Source organism: Glaciimonas sp. PAMC28666 (assembly GCF_016917355.1).
Classification (GTDB): domain Bacteria; phylum Pseudomonadota; class Gammaproteobacteria; order Burkholderiales; family Burkholderiaceae_D; genus Glaciimonas.
Window position 1 is genome coordinate 1,586,745 of the sequence record NZ_CP070304.1, and the last position, 24,049, is coordinate 1,610,793.

Below are 24,049 nucleotides of genomic sequence, written 5' to 3' on the forward strand. Positions count from 1 at the left end.
TTCCGCACATTTTACAGCGCGCGGCAGCGCCTACCCAATTCTTTATAACTGTCGATAACCGTTTGGTTCAGGCGGCCTTTTCCGTTAAACGTACTTGTTTGCGGTACAGGAACTCAAGCACCGTCGTTCTGTATTCGGCGTACGAAGAATCCAGAGCGAGTGCCACTCGGTCGCGCGGGCGTGGCAAATCAACCTCAACGATTTCACCGATGGTTGCAGCCGGCCCATTAGTCATCATGACGATGCGGTCGGATAGAAGGACCGCCTCATCGACGTCGTGAGTCACCATCACCACGGTCGATTCTGTTTTCGCAACGATCTTCAACAACTCATCTTGCAAGTGAGCCCGCGTGAGCGCATCCAAGGCACCGAATGGTTCATCCATCAGCAACACTTTCGGTTCCATTGCCAATGCGCGCGCGATCCCTACGCGCTGCTTCATCCCTCCGGAAATTTCGTTGGGATGCTTTTGCGCCGAAGCAGTCAGGCCAACCAGCGCCAGTGCAGCATTGGTGCGCTCTTTCAGCCGGGACTTGTTTTCAGTGGCCGAAAATACCCGTTCAACACCGAGAAAAACATTTTCATAACAACTCAACCATGGCAGTAGCGAATGGTTTTGAAACACGACAGCCCGTTCAGGCGACGGCCCGGCTATTTCTCGATTTGCACAAAGCAAGACACCTGCGCTCGGCTCCAACAATCCCGCAATTAGATTAAGCAACGTTGATTTGCCGCACCCCGAGTGACCAATCAATGTGACGAACTCGCCCTTCTGCACGGTGAGATTTATTTCACGCAGTGCGTGGAAGTCACCCTTGCGTGTGTGAAACACCATTTCAGCCTGATGAATATCAATAAACTTTTCGTCGCGCAGTGCCATTTTTTTCCCCATGTGTCGCTACCGTGCAGCAATTGTTTTGCCTTTTTTCTGGCGGCCGATTCACGCAATTTGCTTGCAATCCAATTAGCTGCTAACTTCTTCGTAAGTAAAGGCCTTCGCCAATGCGACCAGAAGTTGTTCCAACAGAAGTCCCACCACGCCGATCACCACGATGGCGATGAGGATGTGCGGCACGTTCAGATTATTCCACTCATCCCAAACCCAAAATCCGATACCCACTCCTCCGGTCAACATTTCAGCGGCCACGATCACCAGCCACGCGGTGCCTATTGCCAGTCGCACGCCGGTCAGCATGTAAGGTAGCACTGAGGGGAAAAGTATTTTGGTCACGATTTTCCATTCTGACAAATTTAATACCCGCGCGACGTTCATATAATCCTGCGGCACGCGCTGGACACCTACGGCGGTATTAATCACCATCGGCCAGATTGAGCAAATGAAAATCGACCAGATAGCGGCAGGATTGGCGGACTTGAAAACCAGCAAACCAATCGGCAACCAGGCCAACGGGGAGACCGGTTTCAACAAACTGATGATCGGTCCAAACATGCTGGCCAAAAATTTGAAACGTCCAATCATGAAGCCCAACGGAATGCCGACTATGGCCGCCAGACCGAATCCGATTGCCACGCGCTGTAACGACGCCAGGATATTCCAGCCAATGCCTTGATCATTTGGACCGACCCTATAAAACGGGTCCGAAAATAATTTTATCGCTTCCTTCAACGTCACCAGCGGCGTCGGGAATTGGCTGTTACTCATGGCAATCAGTTGCCAAATCAAGACCAGAAATACCAAGCCTGTCAAGGGTGCGAGGACTGCTCTTACTACCGGGCTCAGACTGCTGCGACGGCGCATTACCTTGCCTGGCGACTTAACAATCAATGGCAAAGCCTCTGCTTCCTTCGCTGCAGCGGGGCCCGCCTCCACTGGTGTAACCCCGCCCGCTTCGATTGCAGAGCCGTGGCTTTTTGCACCCGTGGCGGAATTGACGATTGCGTTCATTAGAACTCCTGAATTAATCGAGGTATTGGATCTGAAGTATTCGCTTTCTCGTTCAGCCACGGCCGCGCTCAGGCCCTTATCTTGAATGAAGCAGCATAGGCTTTAGGATCTTTTCCATCCCAGACCACGCCATCCATCAGCTTCGAACTGCGCATCGGATCTTTCGGCACGCTGGTCTTTGTCATCGCAGCAGCTTCTTTGTAAAGATCGATCTGACTGACCGACCTGGCGACTGCCAGATAGTCAGGGTCGCTCTTCAACAAACCCCAGCGGCGATGCTGCGTCATGAACCACATGCCGTCCGACAGGTAGGGGAAGTTCACCAGGCCGCCGTTATAGAATTTCATATAGTTCGGATCGTCCCAGGTCTTACCAAGTCCATTCTGATAGCGGCCCATGATGCGCTGATCAATGACGTCTTTGCTGGTGTTGACGTACGATTTATCAGCAATCGTTTCTGCCATCTTGTTCTTGTTCGCAAGCGACTCGTCAATCCATTTGCTGGCGTCAAGTACCGCAGCAATCAGGGCGCGACAGGTATTCGGATTTTTCTTTACGAATTCTGCGGTGGCACCCAATACTTTCTCCGGATGGTCTTTCCAGATTTCCTGCGTAGTGATTGCGGTAATGCCGACACCATCAACGATAGCGCGATGACCCCACGGCTCGCCAACGCAGAAGCCATCCATATTTCCGACACGCATATTGGCGACCATTTGCGGAGGTGGCACGGTAATGACCTTCGCATCTTTCATTGGGTCAATGCCATTGGCGGCCATCCAGTAATACAGCCACATGGCGTGCGTACCGGTTGGAAACGTCTGGGCAAAGGTGTATTCACGCTTATCGGTCGCCATCAATTTTGCGAGCGAAGGGCCATCTATAGCACCTTTGTCAGCCAGTTTTTTTGACAAAGTAATGGCTTGCCCATTGTTATTGAGGCCCATCAATACGGCCATGTCTTTCTTCTGGCCACCGATGCCCATTTGCACCCCGTAAATCAAGCCGGATAGCACATGTGCTGCATCCAGATCGCCATTGGCAAGCTTATCGCGCACACCAGCCCAGGATGCCTCTTTACTTAAAACAATTTTGATACCGTATTTTTTATCGAAACCAAGCACCGATGCCATGACCACTGAGGCGCAATCCGTAAGCGGAATAAAACCAATTTTGACTTCGGTTTTTTCCGGTTTATCCGAACCTGCCGCCCAAACGCCACTACTTGATAGTCCCAACATACTCGCTCCTGCGGCAATCGTTGCTGTTTGAATGAGTTGAGGGCGCTTAACATTTTCTAATGCAACCGGAGCGTTCTTTAGCACGACGTTCTTTGCATCCATTACGGTAGCTCCACTTTGTTTTTTCCAACAAAAAAAGTGTCGTCCCGCGCTGACTGATCATCGCAGGAAGACACCTTTGTCTTAGTTGAACAGACCGCCGTTGGCCATATCCAGTTGCGCCAGCATTGGCGCGCCCTAGTTCTTATGCAAGCAACGTGCCAGCATTCCTTAGAGCAACTAGTAAATAGGCGCGGTCAAATGCGCACTGCCTGTGTGCGCCGCACCAAAAATGTTAGCTTTTATTGGTGCAATATTTGAAAGAAATTGAGAGTATTGCCGCAGGGAACCAGATGGAATCAGACGGGAGAAAAACGTGGGAATGAAAGAAGGAATCGGAAAACCGTTCGCGTGAACGCTATCCCAGCAAATCGCTGGCGTCGATAATCCGTTGCGCTACTTCAGATAGCTTCAAATTTTTATCCATCGCCAGTCGACGTAATTTCTTATAAGCATCTTGCTCGCTCAGTTGCTGACGCTCCATCAACAATCCTTTAGCGCGATCAATGATCTTGCGGTCGGCTAATTTGATTTTCGTATCCGACAGTTCAGTCAAGAGCTTCTGCTCCTGATTGAAGCGCAGCATCGCTACCTCCAATACCGGCTTGATACGCGCCGTTTGCAGACCAGCCACGATGTAAGCGGAAACTCCGGCTGCCATAGCGGCCTCCATGCTGGATTTTTTTTCGTCCTCCGTGAATAGCACAATCGCTCTGCGGGCGTCGCGGGTGGCGATGACGACGTGTTCGAGTACGTCTCGCGCATCGGACTCAGCGTCGATAATGATCATGTCCGGTTGCAACTGCGCGATCCGTTCAGGCAAATAAAGATCCGCTGGTAATGACGCAATAATGTTATAGCCAGCCTCCAGCAATCCGATCCGTAGGGCGTGACTACGCGCGGCCTGCGCGATGAAGGCAGGATCAGTGTCGCCCTCTATGGCGACCGGGTTGACAACCACGATACGTAAGCTATGCATGCGACAAACCCGGTGAAACATCGTTTAGTCGGAACTGCATCTTAAAAGGCGTAAAGCAGGCAGTACTTAGCAACACAACAACCCATTGAGACGCCACTGCCTTTCTTTCGTATGCAAAAATCGCACCAGCCAGTGCGATTTGCCGCGGATGCCAGGGAAACGTTGCTTGCATGCAGGAGCGAAGGCGATCAATCAACCTGTTGCCAGTTAATTAACTCACCGCCGTTCAATGGCACGACCGTTGACCCTCCCATCGGCAGTTCGGCGGGAATGGTCCAGGCTTGACGCTTTAAGGTGACAAACCCTGCATTGCGCGGGAGGTTGTAGAACGCAGGGCCGTTGAAACTGGCGAATGCTTCTAATTGGTCAAGTGCGCCCACCTGGTCGAAAGCTTGCGCGTAAAGTTCCAGGGCGTGTAATGCAGTATAGCAACCCGCACACCCGCATGCGTGCTCTTTAAGACCCTTAGGATGGGGCGCTGAATCGGTACCGAGGAAAAATCGGTCGCTGCCTGAGGTCACGGCTTGCACCAGCGCCAGACGGTGGATCTCGCGCTTCAAAATCGGTAAGCAATAATAATGCGGACGGATTCCGCCTTTAAAAATTTCATTGCGGTTGTACAGTAAATGATGCGCAGTGACGGTCGCAGCAATCGGACCGTCGGCGCTCGCGACATATTCCGCCGCGTTTTTGGTAGTGATGTGCTCAAAAACTACTTTCAGCTCTGGCATATCCTGACGCAACGGCTGCATAACCCGTTCAATGAAAACAGCTTCACGGTCGAAAATATCGACGGTCGGATCGGTGACTTCGCCGTGCACTAAAAACGGCATGCCAAGCTCCTGCATGACTTCCAGCGTCTTGTAGCATTTGGTCAGATCCGAAACACCGGCATCGGAGTTGGTAGTGGCGCCAGCCGGGTAAAGCTTTACAGCATGCACAAAGCCGCTGTCCTTCGCGCGCCGAATTTCGTCCGGCGGCGTGTTGTTGGTCAGGTACAGCGTCATCAATGGCTCGAACGCTACACCTTCCGGCACCACCGCCAAAATGCGATCTCGATAGGCCGCGGCTTGCGCGACGGTCGTCACCGGCGGCTTCAAATTCGGCATGACAATTGCGCGTCCAAACTGGCGCGCGCTGTCCGGCAACACGCTTGCCAATACATCGCCATCGCGCAAGTGTAGATGCCAGTCGTCTGGTCGGGTGATGGTCAGGATATCAGTCATCGTCAGTCTCTTCTGCTAAAAGTTGGTCCAGCATGGCTGCCGGATTATTCAGGAAATGCCGGGTGATCGTATAGTGTTCGGTGTCTTCATAGCGCGTTTCTGTCAGGCCGCTTTGATCCAGCAAATAAATTTTAGCGTTTGGATACGCCAGCAAAATCGGGGAGTGTGTAGCGATAATGAACTGACAGTTTCGTTGCACCAGTTTATGAATGATCGCCAGCGCTGCTAATTGCCGATTGGGCGAAAGCGCGGACTCCGGTTCGTCCAGTATATAAAATCCGTCTGGCCGAAATTTGTTTTGCAATAACGCTAAAAAGGACTCCCCATGCGATTGTTGATGCAAGGGCTTGTCACCGTAAGATGCGCCAATCGCTCCATGTGAGCCGGGTTCCAATTCTGCGATATAGGAGGCAACGTTAAAAAAGCTCTCTGCACGCAAAAAATAACCTGTCTTAGGGCGCTTGAAACTTTTAACCGTACGTAAATACGTGTACAAATCTGAATGCGCGGTCGCTGTTGAAAAAGCGGTATTTTGATTACCACCTTCGGCATTGAACCCCCACGCGACGGCCATTGCTTCCATTAGCGTCGATTTTCCCGCACCATTTTCACCGACTAAAAACGTTACATCAGGATGAAAATCCAGCCGCTCTATCGCTCGGACTGCCGGAATGCAAAACGGATAGGCATCGAAATCAATTTCCCTGGAAGGAATGATTTTTAAGGCACGAAGATAGGGTTTAGCAGCAAGCATGACATCGTCAATAGGCGTAAGTCGGCATTTTACCGCAGCCGCACCACCGAACGTGTTATCACAACCATTTCACATGGATTTACGCGCAGCTGGATGTACATAATGGTTTTGCCAGCATCTAAGTTGAAAAAAAAAGTGCAGATACTCACCATACACCGGACGCACCCTTACTCACTGTTGCGAGCTGGTGTAACACCTATGACGCGTTTAATTTTCACGTAAAAAAGCCGCTTCAGTTATTTCCTGAAGCGGCCGATACACATGTTTGCGTTGTCAAAAAATACATATTAGGCTTGTTTAGACTCCGATCGGAGCCTTTGCCCGGCAACAGAAATCGCCAGAGCTTTCTACAAGTACCTTTTTAATGAATAATTTTGGCCAGAAAGTCGCGCGCACGATCAGAACGCGGTGCGCCAAAAAATTCATCTTTTTTGCAGTCTTCAACAATCAAACCCTGATCCATAAAGATCACGCGGTTGGCTACTTTCTTGGCGAAACCCATTTCATGGGTCACCACCATCATCGTCATGCCTTCTTGCGCCAGACCGACCATCACGTCCAGTACTTCGTTGATCATTTCAGGATCGAGTGCTGACGTCGGTTCGTCGAACAACATCGCAATCGGGTCCATCGCCAACGCACGGGCGATCGCGACGCGCTGTTGCTGCCCACCCGACAATTGGCCGGGAAATTTGTCTTTTTGCGCACTCAGACCCACCCGATCCAGGTATTTTAAACCCTTCTCGGTGGCTTCGCTGACGCTGCGGCCCAAAACCTTGATTTGACCGATTGTCAGATTCTCGCGAATCGACAGATGCGGAAAAAGTTCGAAATTCTGAAACACCATACCAATGCGCGCGCGCAGTTTCGACAAGTTAGTTTTTGGATTTCCAACAGAAATACCATCAACGGTGATGTCGCCCTTTTGAAATGGCTCAAGACCATTAACAGTTTTAATGAGGGTCGACTTCCCGGAACCGGAAGGACCGCATACGACCACCACATCGCCCTTGGCAACGCTTGTGGTGCAATCGGTCAACACCTGAAACTGACCGTACCATTTACTGACGTTATTAAGTTTAATCATGAAGTTTTCTCCAAATTACTGAATACAGTTTTGCAAGTGCTCTCTATTGCCGGGCGCAGGAGCCACGGCAAGAGGTGCACGTTATCGAATGATCGCAACCTTTTCCTGCAGTTTCTTTACCAGCGTGGACAAGCCGAAACTCATCACGAAATAAACCACTGCGACGAATAGATACATTTCCACCAGACGGCCGTCACGTTGCGCGATCTTTGATGCTACGGTGACAAACTCCGGCACAGATCCCAGCACATACACCAGCGAGACGTCCTGGAACAATACGATGGTTTGTGTAAACAGGATTGGAATCATATTCCGGAATGCCTGTGGCAACACGACATTACCCATCATCTGCCAATAGTTCATACCCAGTGCATAACCGGCGGACACCTGTCCGCGTGGAATCGACTGTATGCCGGATCGCATGATTTCGCAATAATACGCGGCTTCGAACAAGATGAAAGTCACGAGTGCGGAGGAAAATGCATCGACCTGAATCGGTTGGGAAGCGCCGGTAATCCAGGCGCCGATAAATGGCATCAGGAAATAGAACCAGAAAATCACCAACACCAAAGGTACCGAGCGGATCAGGTTAACGTAGCTGGTGGCTATGAACGAGATCGTTTTGCTGTGCGACAATCGCATCATCGCGAGGATGGTGCCGAAGAAAATACCGCCAATCATCGCCGAGATTGTCAGCATCAGCGTGAACTTCATACCGGTCGTAAAGAGATATACCCATGATCGCTGGATTACATCAAAGTCAAAATTCGCAAACATGATTAATGACCTCCCGTGCTGGCGCTACCGGAGGTAATGAAACCCGGGACCGCTGTTTTCTTCTCTAAAAACCGCGCCAATAACAACGCCAGGCTAGAGATAATGATGTAAATGACCGTGGCGCCGGTGAGGGACTCGAAAGTTTGGAAAGTGAATTCACGCATCGAATAAGTGGCGGCGGTCAGTTCAACCAGGCCGATAGTCAATGCTACCGAACTATTTTTGATGATGGCTGCAAACTCGTTAGTGAGCGCCGGTACGATGATGCGGAAAGCCATTGGTAACAACACAAACCGATAAGTTTGTGGGAGTGTCAACCCGAGTGCTGTGCCAGCGAGCTTTTGGCCGCGTGGCAATGCATGGATTCCTGCAGAAACCTGGACAGCAACGCGAGACGACGTAAAAAATCCCAGCGCGAGAAATGCGGTGATAAAAGACGCATTCGGTAAACTTTTAAGCCAATCACCTAATCCGGTCGGCACCAGCTCTGGCATCACGTAATACCATAAGAACATCTGTACCAATAGAGGAATATTACGGAATAGTTCTACATAGCCATTGGCGATACGCACTGCCCATTTATTCGGCATCGTGCGGATCGTACCGACTACGGTACCAATCACAAGCGCCATAATCCACGCCAAAGCAGATAGTGCGAGCGTCCACTTCAACCCGACCAGCAGGGTTTGCATGTAGGTGCTGACACCATCGGGAGACATTTGCCAGAAAATGTTCCAGTTCCAGTTGTAATGCATATTGAGTCCCTCTATTACAAGCCATTAATACCAATAGCAATGCCGGCATTAAAAATTATTTGTGCACTACAGCAACTTCGTTTTCGAAAACAAAACGGGAGGCTTTCGCCCCCCATTTTGCTTAAGATGTGCGCATCTTATTTTTTCTTGGAAGATTCTTTTTGGGCTTCCGGCACTACTGCATAAACTGATGGATCGCCCGAATCTGTTGGCTTGGCAAATGCTGCTTTCAGTTCTGGACTCATCGGAATGTTTAGCGTGATTCCCTTAGGTGGAATCGGTGACAAGAACCATTTAGCGTAGATTTTATTGATTTCGCCTGATTTATAGACATTGGTCAACGCGGTATCGACTGCCTTTTTGAAGGGCAAATCACCAGAGCGCTCAATGATGCCGTATGGCTCAACTGACAGTGCTTCAGCAGTAATCGAATAGTCAGTTGGCTTCTTCGAGCTGGCAGCCAGTGATGACAGCAAAATATCATCCATCGCAAAGGCAACCGCACGGCCAGTCTCAACCATCAGAAACGCTTCGGCATGATCTTTAGCCGCCAAAATGTTCATACCCAGTTTGCGCTCGGCGTTTAGTTCGGTGATTTGTTTCAGGTTCGAGGTACCGGAAGTCGATACAATCGTCTTGCCCTTCAAATCATCAAGCTTGGTGATGTTGGACGTTTTTTTGGCCAACAAACGATTTGCGGTAACGAACATTGTTGGGGCGAACGATACAACTTTCTGACGTTCCAGATTATTGGTGGCAGAGTCGCAAGACAAGTCGATCGCGCCGTTTGAAATCAGCGGGATACGAGTGGCGGAGGTGACCGGCACCATTTTGACATTTAAGGCAATCATGCCGAGTTGTTTCTGAATAGCGGTTGCTGCCTTCATACACAAATCGATCGAGTAACCCTGGTACGACTGTTTGTCATCCAGGTATGAAAATGGAATTGAGGAATCGCGGACACCTAATGTGATAGTCCCGGTATCCTTGATCTTTTTAAGTGTACCGGTCAGTTCTTGCGCCTGAGCCGCACCAGCAATCACACCAACACTGATTAACGCAACGATTAACTTTGATACCTTCATAACGACTCCCCGGAAAATAATTGTTTAGTTTAACAAAATCAACACCGCAAAAGAAAAACTTTATCCATCCTTCTACCAACGCAATACGTAATTGAGTCTTTTACTTAGATAACGTATTGCGCCTCACCACTTTGCCCCCTCAACAACGCCGCCAATCTGGCGATTGACGGGAAAAATTCCATCCGGTGCCTCAATCCCCTACCTTATCCGATGGAAACCGCAATGATTCCCTCAACAAATAGCCCATTGGCATATTCAGGTTTATATTATTTTTTGCGGCTATCGGACTTAAAAACCACTTTTGATACAGCTTCTTGAACTCCCCATCCTGAATCATTCTGGCCACCGCATGATCCACTACTGATTTAAAAGCAGGATCATCCTTCGGCAACATGATTGCGTAAGCCTCTGTACTCAACGGATCACCGACCACTTTATAGGCAATCGGATTCTTGGATTCCGCACGCAGGCCATACAGCAACACATCGTCCATTACAAATGCATCGACCGACTTGTTTTCCACCATACCGAAGGAGTCCTCATGCCCGTTACCTTCTTTTAAAACGATATTGAGTGACCTGACCTGACCACGGTCCGTCAACGTTTTTATACTTGTCGTCCCCTTGGTGGTCGCAACGGTCTTATTGCGCAGGTCCGGCCAATTGGTGATCCCCGAGTCAGTATTCACGATCATACGTATTCCAGCAATAAAATGCGCAATCGTAAACGCTACATGCTTGCGTCTTTCTGGCGTGTTCGTGGTTGAACCGCATTCAAGATCTGCTTTGCCGCTCTCGACGACCTGAATTCGCGTAGAGGAGGTGACGGGGACATACGCGATTGCTAGCTGCGACAACTTCAATTGCTGCTTTACCGCTTCCGCGATTTTCAAACATAAATCAATGGAATATCCAACCGGCTGCTTATTCTGGTCCAGAAACGAAAATGGCAATAAGGCATCACGATAAGCGATCGTGATCGTTTTTGTGTCACGAATCTTGTCTAAAGCTTCTGAGCGCGCATTAATGGATGCCGTACTAACGAGCAACCCGGTTAGTAACAACGCCACACTCTTGAAATGACCCGACCCGTTAAGGCAATTCGTCCGTATAACGCCAGCGTTAGCCTTACTTTCCATCATAACTGCACTCTCCCTTAAATGACGCGCTAATACCGGAGCCACGATTGTTACGCAAGATTTAAGCCAGGCATAACCTCCGTGTACAACGATGTCGAATTGATTTCCTGCGCTCGCTCACCAACGGTTGCTAGCAGCGCCACGGTGTCATAAATACTGCCAGACATCGGCGGTATCGAAACACTCTCCATCCTCCTGGTAGCGATTATCGATCTGATAACGCCCCAAAAAGATGCGCGCAAGAAATAGACGACTATAGCGCATCCTCAATCAAGGATACAAGCCACGCATTTCACGCGCTTGCAAAACGCGCGTACACGCCATAATAAATGCCGCTGTCCTCAGTGATACTTTTTTCTCCTCTGCCAGTTGCCACACCGAAGTGAAGGCTTCTCGCATGATGCGGGTAAGGCGTAAGTTGATTTCATCTTCGGTCCAGAAGAAACTGGAAAAATCCTGCACCCATTCAAAATAACTCACAGTGACACCACCCGCATTGGCGATAACATCCGGCACGATTAAAACGCCCTTGTCGTGCAAAATATCATCAGCAGCCGGGGTGGTTGGTCCATTCGCGCCTTCTAAAATAATCTTGGCACGAATAGTATGCGCTGTATCGACGTTGATTTGCTGCTCTAACGCTGCGGGAATCAAAATGTCACAATCGGTCGCCCAAAAGAGCGCCCGATCAGAAATTTCTTCGCCACCTGAAAATCCAGCGACGCTACCAGTCTTCAGTACGTAATCTTGCAATGCAACGACATCCAGACCGTTTTCACGCACGACGGTGCTCATGTGATCCTGTACCGCAACGACTTTCGCGCCAGCCTCTGAAAACAGTCGGGCAGCGATCCCGCCGACGTTACCGAAACCCTGCACAGCAACGCGCGCGCCCTTGATATCCAGACCGCGCTTGGCGGCAGCTTCGCAACCGACCACAAAAACCCCGCGACCGGTGGCTTCACGCCGCCCCAGGCTGCCCCCTAAAGAGATTGGTTTGCCTGTGACGACGCCGGAAGCAGTGCTTCCCTGGTTCATGGAGTATGTGTCCATCATCCATGCCATGATCTGTTCGTTGGTGTTAACGTCTGGCGCGGGAATATCTTTATTTGGGCCAATAATGATGTTGATTTCGCTGGTATAACGACGCGTCATTCGCTGTAACTCTCCGGGCGAAAGCGTCTTCGGATCAACGCGAATGCCGCCTTTGGCACCGCCGTAAGGCACGTTGACCGCAGCATTTTTAACCGTCATCCATGCGGATAATGCCATCACTTCAGACAATGTTACGTCCTGATGGAAACGCACTCCGCCTTTTCCTGGACCACGCGAAGTATTGTGCTGCACCCGATAACCTTCAAAATGGGCGATGGTGCCGTTGTCGCGTTCGATCGGTACGTCGACGATCAAGATACGCTTGGGGCGTTTCATGGTTTCGACCCAACGCGCCAGGGAACCTAAGTAAGGTGTGACACGATCGATTTGTTCAAGATAATCTCCCCATGGGCCAATGCCATGAGTGGATAAATAAGAAGGAACTTCATGTTGGATAGACATTTGGATACGCGCTCCGTAGGTTGCAATAAGGTGCAAATTGGGTGAGGCAAGGCGGGATAACAGCCTGACTAAACTCGCAGCGAATCGTAAAACATTGGGGCGCTTCCATTCCAATGCTTTGTATGCATGCCGTTATGCATTTTTTGCATGGATGTTGTTTGGCCTGGGTAGTGCTCCTGTCAAGCGCGGCTTCTTTCCCGGTCTTTCGCGAAAGTAATCCAGACGGCGTTTATGCCACCTAAGCTGAGGGTGCTGCTCGGATCGCTTCTCCGGCACAGGGCGCAAATCCGTGACAAGGCCACGATGCGATAGCCCCGATTTTATTTTTTGGCGTGGCTGGCTGTGGGGCCGTTTATTTTACTTTTTAGTTTATCCGTGACCTGCCTGATTTTGGTTGCAGGAGCCCGTGACTCTTGCTGTTGCAACAGATAGGCCCATAGCCGGGCCACCACCGGCTTACCCGGTCGCTGTGCGGTTGGACGCTCGCGATACAGGCGAATTTCCATGGTGGCCTCCCATTCGGTGGCGCTATCGTCCACGCGCGCCAATTGCTTTAATTTGACTTCACGCGTCACCGCAGATTCGGGCAAAAAAGCCACGCCATGGCCTTCTAGCGCCATCATTTTCAAGCCTTCGGCCATGTCAGTTTCATAACGCTTCTCCAGATGCAACGGCTTCTTTGCATCGGCTAATATCAGCTCCACCATACGTCCGAGATACGCGTTACTGGTATAAGACAAGAAAGGTAACGGGGCTGCGCTGGTACCAGGGAACAAATGATCCGGCTCTCCGGCTTTGTTGCAGTGGGCGTAAGCGCGCAATACCTCACTGCCCAGGGTCAACATGTCATAACGGCCAGAATCAAGTTGCACCGGTTGGCGCGGATGGTGATAGCACAACAGTAAATCGCACCCGCCATCGACCATCGTCATCACAGCATCATGCACATTAAGCGCGATCAGACGCGTGGTGAGGGGGCCGAAATCGGTCTCTAATAAGCGAATCCAGCGCGGCATATACGTTAACGACAACGTATGCGGGACAGCAAAATCAACCGTGCTCAATCCCGTCGGACGTTTACCGCGCATCAACGCGCGCGCATTGTTAATTTGTCCGAGCATTTCCATCGCCTGCTCGTAAAATACTTCTCCCGAAGGCGTTAAACGCGTGGGATACGAAGTGCGATCAATCAGATCCGCGCCAAGCCACGCTTCAAGCGATTGTATTCTGCGCGAAAACGCCGGCTGCGTGACGTGACGCAGTTCTGCCGAACGGCTGAAACTATGCGTTTCTGCCAACGAAATAAAGTCTTCTAACCATTTGCTTTCCATCCCGCTATCGTAACGCGAAGTCAGCGTTCAGAGGGCCTATTGCTGGCCAAAAAATATCAAATGATGGCCATAAATTGAATGTACCGTGGAATTGGCTCATTCGGATAGCGGCATCCGGGCGCAATATTATGCCAGCGAACCGATCAACGCTTTCCCCCCCCTCGCCCATCGGCGGCCAAAGCTGACATCAAACTTCAGCAAAGGGCATCTGCGGAATCGAGGAGGATGCAACGGCTGCGGCCTCTTCAGGATTGGCCTGCTGACGCGCCCACATTTGTGCATACGCGCCATTCGCTGCCAATAGTTGACCGTGCGTGCCACGCTCGATAATGCGACCATGATCCAGCACCAAAATTTGTTCGGCATCGGCAATCGTCGACAACCGATGTGCGATGACCAGGGTGGTCCTGTTTTTTGCTATTTCTTTTAATTGCGTCTGGATTGCCTGTTCAGATTTGGAATCCAATGCTGACGTGGCTTCATCGAAAATTAGCAGCGCCGGATCTTTTAGCAAAGTACGCGCAATCGCCACGCGTTGCTTTTCTCCGCCGGACAATTTCAATCCGCGTTCGCCCACCATGGACGCATAGCCAGCCGGTAAAGACTCAATGAAATCGTGAATATGCGCAGCCTTCGCCACTGCAATAATTTGGGCTTTGCTGGCATTCGGCATGCCGTAAGCAATGTTGTACTCTATGCTGTCATTAAATAAGACTGTGTCTTGCGGCACGATGCCAATGGCCTGACGTAAAGACGTTTGCGTAATGGCGCGCAAATCCTGCCCGTCGATGGTAATTTTTCCCTGATCGATATCGTAAAAGCGGAATAGAAGGCGAGATAACGTCGACTTGCCCGAGCCGCTGTGACCGACGACCGCAGTGGTGGTACCGGCAGCGATCGTAAAGTCAACATCGAACAAAATTTGCCGATTGCTTTCATAACTAAAATCAACATGCGAAAAATGGACCTGCGCGCCGCTGGTGAAAAGCGGCATGGCATCAGGTGAATCGGCAATTTCACGGTTCTCATCCAGCAGCGAAAACAGGCGCTCCATATCGGCCAGACTTTGTTTAATCTCACGATAAATGACACCCAAAAAATTGAGGGGTATATATAACTGGATCATGAATGAATTCACCAGGACCAAATCCCCCAACGTCATTTTTCCGTCAATGACACCCTGCGTTGCACGCCACAAGATCAACGTCACAGCGATGGCAATAATCAACGACTGCCCGGTGTTGAGCAACGATAACGAGGTCTGCGATTTCACTGCCGCGGTTTCATAATCACGCAACCCGTCATCGTATCGCTTGGCCTCGTAGGCTTCATTGCCAAAATATTTGACGGTTTCGTAATTGATCAGAGAGTCGATCGCTTTGGTATTGGCTTTCGAATCAAGCGCATTCATGGTGCGGCGGAAATGCGTGCGCCATTCCGTCACTACGACGGTAAAAGCAATATAAATGATCAGGGCGCCGCCAGTGATCACAGTGAACCAGATATCGTAATGAATTGCGAGATAACTCAGCACTAGCGTAATTTCCACCAGCGTCGGCAAGATGCTAAATAAGGTGTATGAAACCAGCGATGATATGCCTCGCGTACCGCGTTCAATATCACGCGTCATTCCACCTGTTTGCCGGTTTAAATGGAAGCGTAAGGACAATGCATGTAAATGTCTGAACACCTGCAGGGCAATGGTCCGCACCGCACGTTGGGTCACTCGCGCAAAAACAAATTCGCGCAACTCAGTAAACAATGTTGTACTGAGTCGTAACGCGCCATAAGCTGCCAGGATGCCAAGCGGTAAAACCAGCATAGCCTGGGGATGCAATGCTGTGATAGTCATGCTATCCACTAGTCGCTTAAGGACCAGGGGGACGCCAACGTTTGCCATTTTGGCACCCACCAAAAACAATAGCGCCAACGAAACACGCCATTTGTACGTCCATAAATAGGGTATCAACGTTTTTAAGGTAGACCAGTCACTCCGTTTAGGAGCAGGCGCGGATGCCGGATTAGCGACATCTGGAGAAGGAGAAGAGTAACGACGCATGGATGGAATCTAGAGGAATAGTTTATGCTACAGGTCAATCAACCATTGTAGCCGTTAAGGATTAAAGGATTACCAACATGACTGAACAAATTAACGACCAAACCTTGGGTGAATTACCAGTTGGTAAAATGCCCCAACTGCGCGTGATGCCTATGCCGAGCGACGCCAACGTTTATGGCGACGTCTTCGGTGGTTGGATTATGGCGCAAGTGGACGTTGCCGGCTCATTGCCAGCGACTCGACGCGCCAATGGCCGCGTGGCAACCATCGCAGTGAATTCATTTGTTTTCAAAAACCCTGTGTTTGTGGGCGATCTGTTGTCGTTTTATGCGGACATCGTCAAAGTCGGCAATACATCAATTACCGTCTATGTAGAAGTCTACGCCGAACGCAACCGTCTGCAAGCAGAGACAGTGAAAGTGACCGAAGCAACGTTAACCTATGTTGCGACCGATCCAAGTCGCAAACCACGGCAGATCCCCAAATTGGATACATTGGGTTAAGTCGACTAAGCAGTCAAAACAGGCTAAATGGGCGCAAATACAGGCCGTGCAGGTAAATTAGCAGCAGTGAAGCCAGCCTTGGCTTTACTGCCCATGATAACTCCCCAGCTCGCGCGAAATAGCCGCGGCCGCCTGTTTTACAATGGGAATTAAGGCCTGCATCCGCTTGTGCGGCATGTAAGGTAGTGTGCTCGACACACTGATAGCGGCAACGATCGTATGACTGGCGTCACGAATCGGTGCCGCCACGCAACGGATCGACGGTTCGTTGTCTTCCAGATCAAAGGAAAAATCTCCCTTTGCGTATTGCTGCATTTGCGCAAGAAATTCGCTCCAGCTGCCTTTTTTCAACAATTTAGCGCTGTCGACGGTATTTGCAAACGACCGTTTCTCGTACAGCTCTTTCCAGCCGTCTTCAGCTAACCCTAGCATCAACGCTTTCCCGACCCCGGTGGTCGCTATCGGCATTCGATGACCAACCCGCGATCGCATCTCCAGGCCCTTCTTACCGGAAATTTTATCCAGATAAAGAACATCATCCGCATCCTTTATGGCGAGATGAATAGTGTCATTCGTTTGCTCTGCCAGCGATTCCAGATAAGGTCGCGCCACGACAGAAAGCGACACCTCTTCGCGCGCTTGAAACCCTAATTCAATTAGCTTCGGCCCAAGCACGTACCCGGTAATCGGACTAAAGCGTAAATATCGCTCCTGCACCAGGCAACTGGCAAGTCTGTGCGTCGTACTGCGAGTGGTTCCGACCGCACTGGCGATGTCCATCAAATCACGTGCGCCCGTTGCTACCGCCTGTACCACGGCCAGACCGCGCGTCAAGGTTTGCGTACCGGTGGGATTACTTTCAACTACTCCGGTTGGCTTGGTCATATTCAACACTTTCTTTTTTTATTCGGTATTAGACGGTCACGAACCGACATCCGAGGCACATTGCAGGCGATAAATGATAGAAATCTAAGGCGTATTTTACACAAATAAAGCCACAAATCCCACATATTGGGACTTAGTTTCATATATTGACAAAATAAATGCGAAGGGCTAGAGTGCGATAACTGGTGAACTGCTCGTGACCTGCTGCAAGTTAACAGCAAGTCCGTTATCTGAACACGGTTTAACCGCCTTGTCGCTTTGCCATAAATAACCGACCACCAACCCACGATAATGCCGCAGGTACCGGGAAAGAAAAACTCATGAATCAAACCCAATTAATCGCATTGGACTGGGGCACCTCGTCGTTACGCGCATATCGCATCGGTCAGCATGGTGTGGTACTGGAACAACGCGCGCTTTCCACCGGGATTATGCATTTACCGAATGTCACGCCCGCCGAGCAACAAGCGCTAGGCGACAAGGCTGGCTTCGAACTGGCTTTCCAACAAGCTTGCGGCGACTGGTTAGGCGACGCACCGCAATCGCCGGTCATCGCTTGCGGCATGATCGGCAGCATGCAAGGCTGGTGCGAAGCACCTTACTTGCCGACGCCTATTACTATCAATCAGATCGGCAAGACCTTGAAAGCGGTCCAAACCGTCAGCGGGTTCACCGTCCATATTGTTCCCGGCCTGGTACAACACTCTACCTTGCCAAATGTGATGCGCGGCGAAGAAACTCAGGTGATCGGCGCATTGGCCATCGCAGCTGAAAAACGCGGCAAGCATCAACGTGGGGTTGACGATGTATTGATTGGCTTGCCGGGCACGCATTCAAAATGGGTACGCGTCCATCAGCATAGTACGGAGCCCACAATTCAGCATTTCGACACGTTCATGACCGGCGAAGTTTACGCCGCTTTGTGTGCACATACTATTTTAGGGCGAACCATGCAAATGGATGCCTCCGTCGATGACGATGACAAAAAAAATGCGCCAAACAATGCGGCTTTTTTGCGCGGCCTGGACGTGGCGCAGACGGTGGCCGGACGGGCCGGCGTGCTGTCTACAATCTTCAGTTCCCGGACCTTGGGATTGACCGGTGTGCTGAATGGTGCCGGTCAACGCGAATACCTTTCAGGGCTATTAATCGGCCATGAAATCGCAGTATTGCGGGGTTCGCTGGAAGAGTTGCCGCATCCACCACAGCAGATCATTCTGGTGGGCGATGCCGCTCTATGTGCGCGCTATAAGACGGCATTGGAGGTCTATGATATTGGCAGCGGTGCCACCGCGACAGTGCAAGCGACGGAACGCGGATTATGGATGTTGGCCGCCCAGGCTGGATTGGTGTCCGTTAGCACAACAGCTTGATGCAGCGCAGCCTAAAGATGCCCGATGAAAAAGAAATACCGATAGAACTTGTGGCTCCATTTAAGGAAAACCGGATGTTAAAAAATGCGATGAAACAATGCGGCATGATCGCGATTTTACGCGGCATCCAGCCTGGCGAAGTCGGCGCGATTGGCGCAGCGCTTTACGACGCGGGATTTCGTATTATCGAAGTGCCGCTAAACTCCCCGGAGCCGTATGAAAGTATTCGCCGGTTACGGTCAACCGTGGCCGCTGATTGCGTTGTGGGCGCTGGGACAGTATTAACCGAAAAACAGGTGATGGAAGTAAAAGATGCGGGTGGTGAAATCATCGTCATGCCGCACAGCGATCCCATCATTATTGGCGCTGCAAAGCACGCCGGACTTGCCTGTGCCCCCGGTGTTGCCACTGTCACCGAGGCGTTTTCGGCGCTGGCGGCCGGTGCGGATATCCTCAAAATGTTTCCGGCCGAACAGCTCGGGCCGATGGTCGTAAAAGCCTGGCGCGCCGTGATTCCGGCGAATGTTGCGTTAATTCCGGTAGGCGGGATTACACCAGAAAATATGGCAAATTTTATCGCTGCCGGCGCATCCGGATTCGGGCTCGGATCAGCTCTTTATAAGCCTGGTATGGATGCCGAACAGGTACGACTAAATGCTGAAAAATTTATTGCCGCATGGCGCACCTTCGCTTAGGCACCAAACAAGACAGCACGCAAAAGAATACGGAGATGACTGCATGAAAATCACGAAACTTACTACTTACATTGTGCCGCCGCGGTGGTGCTTTCTAAAAATCGAAACCGATGAAGGTGTAGTTGGATGGGGCGAGCCAGTGGTTGAAGGACGCGCGCATAGCGTCGCGGCTGCGGTGGAAGAGTTATCAGACTATCTGATCGGCAAAGATCCACGCAACATCGAAGATCACTGGACGGTATTGTATCGCGGCGGATTTTATCGCGGCGGCGCCATCCACATGAGTGCGCTGGCGGGTATCGATCAGGCTCTTTGGGATATCAAAGGCAAAGCGCTCGGCGTCTCGGTCAGTCAGCTCTTGGGGGGGCCTGTGCGCGATAGCATCAAAGTGTATTCATGGATCGGTGGTGACCGTCCGGCTGACACCGCGGCGGCGGCTAAAGATGCTGTCGCACGCGGCTTTAGTGCGGTCAAGATGAATGGTACGGAAGAGTTGCAGTTTGTTGACTCGTATGAAAAAGTTGAGGCGATGCTGGCCAATGTCGCAGCGGTTCGCGATGCGGTCGGTCCTCACATCGGCATCGGCGTCGACTTTCACGGTCGCGTTCATAAACCGATGGCAAAAATTCTGATCAAGGAACTTGAACAGTACAAACTGATGTTCATCGAAGAGCCAGTTTTGAGCGAAAACTATGAGGCGTTAAAAGAGCTGGCGCATCTCACCAGCACGCCTATCGCGCTAGGGGAAAGACTTTATTCACGCTGGGACTACAAACGTGTTCTCAGCGAAGGATACGTCGATATCATCCAGCCGGATGTGTCACATGCGGGCGGCATCACAGAAACCCGAAAAATCGCCACTATGGCCGAAGCTTACGATGTCGCCGTCGCGCTGCATTGCCCGCTTGGGCCCATTGCATTGGCAGCATGCTTGCAAGTCGATGCGGTTTCTTATAATGCGTTCATTCAGGAACAAAGTCTCGGCATCCACTACAACGAGAGCAATGATCTGCTCGATTATGTCGTCGATCCGGGGGTCTTCGCTTATAACGAGGGCTATGTCACGATCCCGCAAGGCCCTGGATTGGGAATCGAAATCAATGAGGAGTATGTAAAAGAACGCGCAGCACTTGGGCATCGCTGGCGCAATCCAATCTGGCGCCACAAAGACGGCAGTTTCGCCGAATGGTAACGCTGTTTCGGTATCACGTCTGGCTTTCAGAAAACTAATTAAGATTCAAAAAAATCCCTGAGATGCATCGCGCATCTCAGGGATTTTTTTTACGAAAGACTCAGGGAAAAACGTTTATTCTTAAAAATAACGCACACCGTTTTAGCTGAATCGTAAGCTGATTACAAGTTTATCCGCCCTCTTGCAACTCTTATGCAGCCCTCATGCAGCTTTCTTTTGCTCTACTTTTTCGTCACGCAATTCACGACGCAAAATTTTTCCAACGTTGGTCTTCGGTAACTCACTCCGAAACTCAATATATTTAGGGCGCTTGTAACCGGTTAATTGCTCTTTGCAGTACGCCATCAACTCTTCCGAAGTCAGCGAAGGATCTTTACGTACGACGAAGAGTTTGACGACTTCGCCCGCGTGCTCGTCCGGCACACCAATACATGCACACTCCAATACACCAGGATGTTCAGCAACGACGCCCTCTACCTCGTTCGGATAAACATTGAAGCCAGAAACCAGAATCATGTCTTTTTTACGATCAACAATTTTGGTGTAACCACGTTCGTCCATGACACCAATATCGCCAGATTTGAAAAAGCCATCTGGCGTCATGACCGAGGCGGTCTCGGCCGGGCGATTCCAATACCCCATCATGACTTGCGGCCCGCGAATGGCGATCTCACCAGCCTGCCCCAAGGCGACCGGATTTCCTGCGTCATCCAGTATCGCGATCTCAGTCGAAGGTATGGGTAATCCTATGCTGCCGTTATAGGCCGCAATTGTAGGAGGATTGGCGCAGGCAATGGGTGATGTTTCCGAAAGCCCGTAGCCTTCGATGATCGGGCAGCCGGTCGCGGCCATCCACTTGTCTGCTACTGCTTTTTGTACTGCCATTCCGCCGCCAACACACACTCGATAACTTGAACAATCCAATTTTGAAAAATCAGGATGATTCACCAGCGCGTTATATAACGTGTTTACTGCCGGGAACGTATTGATTTGATACTTGGATAACTCCTTGATCAGGCCTGCGATGTCGCGGGGATTCGGGATCAGCAAATTTAGCGCGCCCACTCGCATACCGAATACGCCGCAGATGGTCAATGCAAAGATATGATAAAGCGGCAAGGCGCAGACAAACACCAGTTGTTCAATTTTTGGACCTTTATCCAAGCCGGGCGAAAGCCAGGCCTCTGCTTGCAATACATTGGCAATCACGTTCCGATGAGACAGCATCGCCCCCTTGGAGACACCGGTTGTGCCACCGGTATATTGTAGAAAGGCGACATCCTCTTGCGTCGTTGCTATCGGCTTAAGGATCATTGACGAGGCTTCTGACAACAATCGCTTGAAGGGGGTGGAGCCAGGCAATAAAAACTCGGGCACCATTTTTTTTACGTGTCGCACCACCAGATTGACCATCAACCCTTTGGCGCCCATCAAGTCGCCCATCGTCGCGACGACGACATGTTTGATCTTGGTGCGAGTCAGAACCTGTTGTAAGGTGGTGGCAAAGTTCTCAAGAACAAATATCGCTTCTGCGCCAGAGTCATTTAACTGATGCTCCAACTCACGCGGGGTGTACAGAGGATTGACGTTAACCACGACGTATCCTGCCCGCAGAATAGCTGCGATAACGACAGGATATTGCAAAATGTTGGGCATCATAATCGCGACCCGCGCGCCTTTTTGCATCCCCCTGCTTTGCAACCATGCCGCCACTTTTTTCGATAACTGATCTACTTCAGCATAGGTCAGATACTTGCCCATGCAAACAAAAGCGTTCCGTGCGCCATATTTTTGAAATGCTTCCTCAAGCAAATGCACCAACGAACGATAGGGAGTGCAATCAATTTCCGCTGGAACGCCTTCGGGGTACGATTTAAGCCAAAATTTATCCATGGTTTACCTTTTGTCTCTCGTTATTATTGATGCAACCTTATAAAACTGAGGAGCTGCCAACCTCGACATAGCGACTCCCTGAATGCGACCAAGCCGCTGAAATCGATGGCGGTTTTATAAGATGCCGATAAAAAATTGAATGATCTTTAAATCAATGCGCCGGACACAAAAAAAGCACGATTGTTTTATTCTAACGTGATGCTATCGGGCATAGGGCGCACTTGCAAGTGTTTTGAAGCATATTGGAGTAAATCCTCAGCAGTGGAAATCAGGCGAACATGCATAAATGTGTCGCTCTCGGCGGTAACCTGGCTCCCCATCCCTTTATTGGCGGTCGATCGCGCTGGTGCTAAGTTTTGACGATGCCAAGGCCAACGCATTTAACTGGCGTCGTCGTTCCTCTTCGGGTAATAACGCTAACTTTCGAACCGCAGCATAGAACTGTGTGAAATTTTGTTGCTGAACCAACAACGCTCGGAATCCGGGTTCAAGCGCGTAGTACGTGTCGATTATTGCCAAATGTGCATTAGACAACGGCTCGGCAAACCAACGGTCATACCCTGAGTAGCCGCCCCAATGCACTTTCAAGATTTGGTAGTCGTTCTGAAGTGCTACGAAAATATGCGCCTTCTTTTCCAGTTTTACGGTGTCGCTCAGGTGGCTCGCATAGACGTCAGACAATTGCTCGCGATACTTCAACAGCAACGCTAAAAATTCGGATTTGCGACCCTCATATTCCGCATAAATACGGCGTTTTTTGTCATCACCATTCGCGAGCAGCCATTTCTCCGCACCGACTTCTTCTATGGTGGTGGCAAATGCCTCATTGAAATCGGTATCACCTTTTAAATAGAATAATTGGTGCGTCAATTCATGGAAGATTAACCGGGCTAATTCAGCGTCCGGATAGTTAATAAAGGTCGACATCACCGGATCGTTGAACCAACCCAAAGTGGAATAGGCTGGCACACCCAGCACCTGAACATCGTAACCTTCACGGCGGAGTTGCGCGCCGTATTGTTGCGCATTTTGTTGATCATAATAACCGCGGTAGGATACACAGCCTGCGATTGGGAAGCACCATTGTTTGGGCGTCAGTGATAAAGCGGGTGTGGCCACGACGTTCCACAGTACAAACTTTCGCTGTAAATCTACATAATTGCGATAACTGCCATTATCCGGCAAGCCCAAATCAGTTACTGCAAACTGGCGAATGCCTTTGATGGTTCGCAATCGCGACTTTAACTTTTCGCTGGCGTTCGGGTCGTCGAGCCAGACAAGAATGGGGCGTGCATCGGCGAGCAACGAAAGCTCTCCATGTACCGCTTGCGCGTAATAACCGACCTGTGCGCAAGCACTCATCATTAAAGAGATGAACAATACCAGTAACAACCTTGCCGGATAGCGTGCGATTGAAAGGGATGCCGGCTTCATCGTAGTCATCTGAAACCCTCCTCCAATTACATCCAATAGCAAAGCTAGTAAATATCAAAAAAGGGGCCGCAATGACGTCT

General features: G+C 50.5%; 21 protein-coding genes. 4 read left to right on the forward strand and 17 right to left on the reverse strand.

The genetic code is table 11. The features are described from left to right. Window positions 1–67: 67 nt before the first annotated feature. The 14 genes from JQN73_RS06725 to JQN73_RS06790 all read right to left on the reverse strand — a co-directional run bounded on the left by JQN73_RS06725 (window position 68) and on the right by JQN73_RS06790 (window position 15,994). Window positions 68–880: an ABC transporter ATP-binding protein gene (locus JQN73_RS06725; protein WP_205322334.1), complete on the reverse strand. Its 813-nt coding sequence runs from the start codon at window positions 878–880 to the stop codon at window positions 68–70. An 84-nt stretch (window positions 881–964) separates the two neighbouring features. Next, complete coding sequence (gene ntrB / locus JQN73_RS06730) at window positions 965–1,759, reverse strand: nitrate ABC transporter permease (RefSeq protein WP_240162526.1); 795 nt, start codon at window positions 1,757–1,759, stop codon at window positions 965–967. Between the two features lie 215 nt (window positions 1,760–1,974). Then, complete coding sequence (locus tag JQN73_RS06735; RefSeq protein WP_205322336.1) at window positions 1,975–3,249, reverse strand: CmpA/NrtA family ABC transporter substrate-binding protein; 1,275 nt, start codon at window positions 3,247–3,249, stop codon at window positions 1,975–1,977. Between the two features lie 355 nt (window positions 3,250–3,604). Continuing rightward, window positions 3,605–4,225 (reverse strand): ANTAR domain-containing response regulator, encoded by a 621-nt coding sequence (locus JQN73_RS06740; RefSeq protein WP_205322337.1) that lies wholly within the window; start codon window positions 4,223–4,225, stop codon window positions 3,605–3,607. Window positions 4,226–4,413: 188 nt separating this feature from the next. After that, entirely contained in the window at window positions 4,414–5,451 is a 1,038-nt protein-coding gene (gene pyrC, locus JQN73_RS06745; protein ID WP_205322338.1) for a dihydroorotase, read from the reverse strand. Then, entirely contained in the window at window positions 5,444–6,205 is a 762-nt protein-coding gene (locus JQN73_RS06750) for an AAA family ATPase (RefSeq protein WP_205322339.1), read from the reverse strand. The genes pyrC and JQN73_RS06750 overlap by 8 nt, the downstream gene beginning before the upstream one ends. 361 nt (window positions 6,206–6,566) lie before the next feature. Beyond that, window positions 6,567–7,292 carry an amino acid ABC transporter ATP-binding protein gene (locus JQN73_RS06755; RefSeq protein WP_205322340.1) on the reverse strand — a complete coding sequence of 242 codons (726 nt, stop codon included), beginning with the start codon at window positions 7,290–7,292 and terminating at the stop codon, window positions 6,567–6,569. 81 nt (window positions 7,293–7,373) lie between these two features. After that, the gene (locus JQN73_RS06760; protein WP_205322341.1) at window positions 7,374–8,069 is read right to left on the reverse strand and encodes an amino acid ABC transporter permease; all 696 of its coding nucleotides are present in this window, start codon (window positions 8,067–8,069) and stop codon (window positions 7,374–7,376) included. Between the two features lie 2 nt (window positions 8,070–8,071). Beyond that, entirely contained in the window at window positions 8,072–8,824 is a 753-nt protein-coding gene (locus JQN73_RS06765) for an amino acid ABC transporter permease (RefSeq protein ID WP_205322342.1), read from the reverse strand. A gap of 137 nt (window positions 8,825–8,961) precedes the next feature. After that, the gene (locus JQN73_RS06770; RefSeq protein WP_205322343.1) at window positions 8,962–9,909 is read right to left on the reverse strand and encodes a transporter substrate-binding domain-containing protein; all 948 of its coding nucleotides are present in this window, start codon (window positions 9,907–9,909) and stop codon (window positions 8,962–8,964) included. Between the two features lie 190 nt (window positions 9,910–10,099). Beyond that, the gene (locus JQN73_RS06775) at window positions 10,100–11,050 is read right to left on the reverse strand and encodes an amino acid ABC transporter substrate-binding protein (RefSeq protein WP_240162459.1); all 951 of its coding nucleotides are present in this window, start codon (window positions 11,048–11,050) and stop codon (window positions 10,100–10,102) included. Window positions 11,051–11,317: 267 nt separating this feature from the next. Further along, window positions 11,318–12,604 carry a Glu/Leu/Phe/Val dehydrogenase gene (locus tag JQN73_RS06780; RefSeq protein WP_205322344.1) on the reverse strand — a complete coding sequence of 429 codons (1,287 nt, stop codon included), beginning with the start codon at window positions 12,602–12,604 and terminating at the stop codon, window positions 11,318–11,320. A gap of 320 nt (window positions 12,605–12,924) precedes the next feature. Next, window positions 12,925–13,935: a LysR family transcriptional regulator gene (locus tag JQN73_RS06785; protein ID WP_240162460.1), complete on the reverse strand. Its 1,011-nt coding sequence runs from the start codon at window positions 13,933–13,935 to the stop codon at window positions 12,925–12,927. Window positions 13,936–14,122: 187 nt separating this feature from the next. Beyond that, on the reverse strand, window positions 14,123–15,994 hold the full coding sequence (locus tag JQN73_RS06790) for an ABC transporter ATP-binding protein/permease (RefSeq protein WP_205322345.1): 1,872 nt from the start codon (window positions 15,992–15,994) through the stop codon (window positions 14,123–14,125). 77 nt (window positions 15,995–16,071) lie between these two features. Here JQN73_RS06790 and JQN73_RS06795 point away from each other — a divergent pair, with 77 nt between their 5' ends. Next, on the forward strand, window positions 16,072–16,497 hold the full coding sequence (locus JQN73_RS06795; RefSeq protein WP_205322346.1) for an acyl-CoA thioesterase: 426 nt from the start codon (window positions 16,072–16,074) through the stop codon (window positions 16,495–16,497). A gap of 84 nt (window positions 16,498–16,581) precedes the next feature. Here JQN73_RS06795 and JQN73_RS06800 read toward each other — a convergent pair whose 3' ends face one another. Continuing rightward, on the reverse strand, window positions 16,582–17,388 hold the full coding sequence (locus JQN73_RS06800; protein WP_370551352.1) for an IclR family transcriptional regulator: 807 nt from the start codon (window positions 17,386–17,388) through the stop codon (window positions 16,582–16,584). Window positions 17,389–17,702: 314 nt separating this feature from the next. On the opposite strand from JQN73_RS06800, the gene JQN73_RS06805 reads away from it, so the two are divergent. The 3 genes from JQN73_RS06805 (at window position 17,703) to dgoD (ending at window position 20,642) form a co-directional block, all read left to right on the forward strand. Continuing rightward, the gene (locus JQN73_RS06805) at window positions 17,703–18,755 is read left to right on the forward strand and encodes a 2-dehydro-3-deoxygalactonokinase (protein ID WP_205322348.1); all 1,053 of its coding nucleotides are present in this window, start codon (window positions 17,703–17,705) and stop codon (window positions 18,753–18,755) included. A gap of 74 nt (window positions 18,756–18,829) precedes the next feature. Next, window positions 18,830–19,450 (forward strand): 2-dehydro-3-deoxy-6-phosphogalactonate aldolase, encoded by a 621-nt coding sequence (locus JQN73_RS06810; RefSeq protein WP_205322349.1) that lies wholly within the window; start codon window positions 18,830–18,832, stop codon window positions 19,448–19,450. Window positions 19,451–19,493: 43 nt separating this feature from the next. Then, a complete protein-coding gene (gene dgoD, locus JQN73_RS06815) occupies window positions 19,494–20,642 on the forward strand; it encodes a galactonate dehydratase (protein WP_205322350.1) in 1,149 nt (382 codons plus the stop codon). A gap of 201 nt (window positions 20,643–20,843) precedes the next feature. Here dgoD and JQN73_RS06820 read toward each other — a convergent pair whose 3' ends face one another. Both JQN73_RS06820 and JQN73_RS06825 read right to left on the reverse strand, forming a co-directional pair. Continuing rightward, complete coding sequence (locus JQN73_RS06820) at window positions 20,844–22,535, reverse strand: long-chain-fatty-acid--CoA ligase (RefSeq protein ID WP_205322351.1); 1,692 nt, start codon at window positions 22,533–22,535, stop codon at window positions 20,844–20,846. Window positions 22,536–22,859: 324 nt separating this feature from the next. Beyond that, window positions 22,860–23,978 carry an aminopeptidase gene (locus JQN73_RS06825; protein WP_370551327.1) on the reverse strand — a complete coding sequence of 373 codons (1,119 nt, stop codon included), beginning with the start codon at window positions 23,976–23,978 and terminating at the stop codon, window positions 22,860–22,862. Between the last annotated feature and the right edge of the window lie 71 nt (window positions 23,979–24,049).

Excerpts from the sequence above, each read along its gene's own strand:
- JQN73_RS06725 (WP_205322334.1), bottom strand. The coding sequence starts at position 880 with ATGGCACTGCGCGACGAAAAGTTTATTGATATTCATCAGGCTGAAATG.
- JQN73_RS06795 (WP_205322346.1), top strand. The coding sequence starts at position 16,072 with ATGACTGAACAAATTAACGACCAAACCTTGGGTGAATTACCAGTTGGT.
- JQN73_RS06825 (WP_370551327.1), bottom strand. The coding sequence starts at position 23,978 with ATGACTACGATGAAGCCGGCATCCCTTTCAATCGCACGCTATCCGGCA.
- JQN73_RS06805 (WP_205322348.1), top strand. The coding sequence starts at position 17,703 with ATGAATCAAACCCAATTAATCGCATTGGACTGGGGCACCTCGTCGTTA.
- JQN73_RS06785 (WP_240162460.1), bottom strand. The coding sequence starts at position 13,935 with ATGGAAAGCAAATGGTTAGAAGACTTTATTTCGTTGGCAGAAACGCAT.
- JQN73_RS06740 (WP_205322337.1), bottom strand. The coding sequence starts at position 4,225 with ATGCATAGCTTACGTATCGTGGTTGTCAACCCGGTCGCCATAGAGGGC.
- JQN73_RS06755 (WP_205322340.1), bottom strand. The coding sequence starts at position 7,292 with ATGATTAAACTTAATAACGTCAGTAAATGGTACGGTCAGTTTCAGGTG.
- dgoD (WP_205322350.1), top strand. The coding sequence starts at position 19,494 with ATGAAAATCACGAAACTTACTACTTACATTGTGCCGCCGCGGTGGTGC.
- JQN73_RS06820 (WP_205322351.1), bottom strand. The coding sequence starts at position 22,535 with ATGGATAAATTTTGGCTTAAATCGTACCCCGAAGGCGTTCCAGCGGAA.
- JQN73_RS06775 (WP_240162459.1), bottom strand. The coding sequence starts at position 11,050 with ATGATGGAAAGTAAGGCTAACGCTGGCGTTATACGGACGAATTGCCTT.
- JQN73_RS06750 (WP_205322339.1), bottom strand. The coding sequence starts at position 6,205 with ATGCTTGCTGCTAAACCCTATCTTCGTGCCTTAAAAATCATTCCTTCC.
- JQN73_RS06780 (WP_205322344.1), bottom strand. The coding sequence starts at position 12,604 with ATGTCTATCCAACATGAAGTTCCTTCTTATTTATCCACTCATGGCATT.
- JQN73_RS06760 (WP_205322341.1), bottom strand. The coding sequence starts at position 8,069 with ATGTTTGCGAATTTTGACTTTGATGTAATCCAGCGATCATGGGTATAT.
- JQN73_RS06735 (WP_205322336.1), bottom strand. The coding sequence starts at position 3,249 with ATGGATGCAAAGAACGTCGTGCTAAAGAACGCTCCGGTTGCATTAGAA.
- JQN73_RS06770 (WP_205322343.1), bottom strand. The coding sequence starts at position 9,909 with ATGAAGGTATCAAAGTTAATCGTTGCGTTAATCAGTGTTGGTGTGATT.
- JQN73_RS06810 (WP_205322349.1), top strand. The coding sequence starts at position 18,830 with ATGTTAAAAAATGCGATGAAACAATGCGGCATGATCGCGATTTTACGC.
- JQN73_RS06790 (WP_205322345.1), bottom strand. The coding sequence starts at position 15,994 with ATGCGTCGTTACTCTTCTCCTTCTCCAGATGTCGCTAATCCGGCATCC.
- JQN73_RS06765 (WP_205322342.1), bottom strand. The coding sequence starts at position 8,824 with ATGCATTACAACTGGAACTGGAACATTTTCTGGCAAATGTCTCCCGAT.
- ntrB (WP_240162526.1), bottom strand. The coding sequence starts at position 1,759 with ATGCGCCGTCGCAGCAGTCTGAGCCCGGTAGTAAGAGCAGTCCTCGCA.
- pyrC (WP_205322338.1), bottom strand. The coding sequence starts at position 5,451 with ATGACTGATATCCTGACCATCACCCGACCAGACGACTGGCATCTACAC.